Source organism: Ferruginibacter sp., from assembly GCF_031430955.1.
GTDB lineage: Bacteria > Bacteroidota > Bacteroidia > Chitinophagales > Chitinophagaceae > Ferruginibacter.
In genome coordinates this window covers 1-2,297 of record NZ_JANPCM010000594.1, presented here as the reverse complement: position 1 = coordinate 2,297, position 2,297 = coordinate 1, and the positions used below count along the sequence as shown (strand labels likewise).

General features: G+C 34.2%; 5 protein-coding genes and 1 pseudogene. 5 read left to right on the top strand and 1 reads right to left on the bottom strand.

The genetic code is table 11. The features are described 5' to 3' along the window. The 5 genes and pseudogenes from ACY65O_RS16810 to ACY65O_RS16790 all read left to right on the top strand — a co-directional run. A partial coding sequence (locus ACY65O_RS16810; RefSeq protein ID WP_462222019.1) for an Asd/ArgC dimerization domain-containing protein occupies positions 1-182 on the top strand: 182 nt, incomplete at its 5' end. Between the two features lie 83 nt (positions 183-265). Then, positions 266-490, top strand: a complete 225-nt coding sequence (locus ACY65O_RS16805; protein WP_462222018.1) for a hypothetical protein — start codon at positions 266-268, stop codon at positions 488-490. Continuing rightward, positions 487-654: pseudogene (locus ACY65O_RS16800) on the top strand (type II toxin-antitoxin system YoeB family toxin); the annotation flags it as partial. The gene ACY65O_RS16805 and the pseudogene ACY65O_RS16800, both read left to right, overlap by 4 nt. Then, positions 638-748, top strand: a complete 111-nt coding sequence (locus ACY65O_RS16795) for a type II toxin-antitoxin system YoeB family toxin (protein ID WP_462222017.1) — start codon at positions 638-640, stop codon at positions 746-748. The pseudogene ACY65O_RS16800 and the gene ACY65O_RS16795, both read left to right, overlap by 17 nt. A gap of 15 nt (positions 749-763) precedes the next feature. Beyond that, positions 764-1,360: a hypothetical protein gene (locus ACY65O_RS16790; protein WP_462222016.1), complete on the top strand. Its 597-nt coding sequence runs from the start codon at positions 764-766 to the stop codon at positions 1,358-1,360. Positions 1,361-1,366: 6 nt separating this feature from the next. On the opposite strand, the gene ACY65O_RS16785 is transcribed toward ACY65O_RS16790, so the two are convergent. Further along, entirely contained in the window at positions 1,367-1,969 is a 603-nt protein-coding gene (locus tag ACY65O_RS16785; RefSeq protein ID WP_462222015.1) for a hypothetical protein, read from the bottom strand. Between the last annotated feature and the right edge of the window lie 328 nt (positions 1,970-2,297).

The following is a 2,297-nucleotide window of genomic DNA, read 5'->3' as shown; positions in this document are numbered from 1 at the left end:
TTATTTATCCTATGCCATTAACGGCACACGAAAAAGATGAAACATTTGTGGGCAGGATACGCAGGGATGAAACACAACCTAACACGTTAAACTGCTGGATTGTGAGTGATAATTTACGCAAAGGTGCAGCAACTAATGCGGTGCAAATTGCGGAATATTTGATGGCAAATAAGTTGTTGTAAAACCCCTCCACCTATTGAAGGTGGAACTGATTATGTTATTGATTTAAGTATGGTTTCTTTTAAAATTTGATTAACTTTATTTGATGGAAACAACGATAAGAATAAATACTGACCTGTTGAATGCAGACATCATTGAAGGGATACGTAAAATGTTCCCCCATAAAGTGGTGGAAATAAATGTGCAACATGCCGATGAAACAGAATTTATTACAGATAATCCTGCTTTTGCTGCGGAATTAAAAGAAAGGATAGAAGAATATAAAACAAAACAGGACGGTATTACTTTAAAGGCCAATGAATTATTATGAGGGATATTTTATTTGTGCCAAAAGCTTTTAAAGAATACCAGGAATGGATTGCCACAGATAGAAAAACAGCATTAAGAATTGGAGATTTAATAAAAGATATTTTACGCAGCCCTTTTGATGGTATTGGTAAACCTGAACCATTAAAACATGAATTTGCAGGTTGCTGGAGCAGAAAGAATAGACCAGGAGCACCGGTTAATTTATTCGCTTACCGATACAATGATTGTTATTTATTCCTGCTACTCTCATTATAAATAAGTTTTGTTTGCCGCTATGAAAAAATTTATCTCCTTTATTGTAATTATTTTTTTATGCAATAACCTTTTTGCACAGCAAACCATTACTGTGCATTTTTTATACGGCTCCAAGCCGGCTAAGGGCTTTAAGCATGAAGAAAAAAAATGGTTTGGGGGTAAAAAAGGTGGCCATGTAACTATTGAGGCCGGCGACAGTATTATTGGTTTTCAGCCCGGCGGCAATTGCCATGTGTTTGGTAAAAAGAAAAAAGCCAACGGTTATTTTAATACCAAACAAAAAGAGATTTTTATTAAAGATACTGTTGCATTAAAATACACTTCAATCATTATTCCACTTGATGAAGATGGTTACTCAAAAATAAAAACTACGCTTAATAATTATCTTGTAAAAAGCCCGTACGATTATGCCTTTTTAGGTATGCGCTGTGCTGCGGCTACTTATGATATTTTAGAAGAAACCGGTGTAGTCAAAAAAAGAACCCGGATGGGTAAATGGGTATCGTTTTTTTATCCGCAATTATTAAGAAGAAGAATACTTAAAGCGGCTGTAGAAAATAATTATGCTGTAGTAAAAACAAAGGGGCGGCAAAGCAGGGTTTGGGAGAAGGAGTAAATAATTTTACTGCCAGTAAATAGCTTTTGTTTTAGAAGAAAATGTACTGCCGTTAGCAAATGTTGTTTTAAGATTTAACTGATGCCCTAAAGCATTACCAGGCTTTGTAGTAGTGTATAAATTTAAACTGCTTAATTCTCTTTTATTGAGATTAATTAAACTAACCATAGAGTCGATAGAAAGAAAAATCCCTGTTGGTGGGTTATACTTGTCGTATGTTTTAAAGAAATTATTTAAAGATGTACCGGCAGGTATTCCTTTATAAACATTATCACTTGTAATTTCTACAAGGGTCAGTTTACTTTTAAGCCCACTAACACCACAATTATCATTGCATTTGCAGGCACTTGCAGTATTTATTAAAAAAGAAAAATTGTTTTTACCTGACACTACACAATTAGTATAAAATAAACAGTCCAAATACAAGCTGTCCATGTTAACAGGTGTACCATTATCAACTACTATGTTATTTGAACCATAAGGTTTTACTAAAACGTTTATCGCTTCGTAAAATTTTTTATTGGTTGGCTTACAATCACAGCAGGCGATGTACATAATGTTCGTAAGCAAAAAACCAACCGGTAAAATCAATATCTTTTTTAAATTCATGTTGCACTTTTTAAAGAAGGTGCTTAAATAAGGTAAAACGCTGCTTAAAAAAATAGCGGCAAAATATTTGCCGCTGAAATTATTTTATACGCTTAAGTAAAAGTTCAATATTGGTATGACGTACAAGTGAGTGACACAACGATGATGACCAAAGAAATATAAGCTTGTCCCAAAAAAATTAAGAAGTTTTAATTTTAACTCAGTTCCAAATTACAAATGATGTAACAATCTAAGTTCTCCGCCAGCTGGCGGAGACGGGGGCTAATTTATCACCCACGTCTCACTGCCCTTCAGCAATTTATCTAAATCCCCTTTGCCTCTTTTTGCA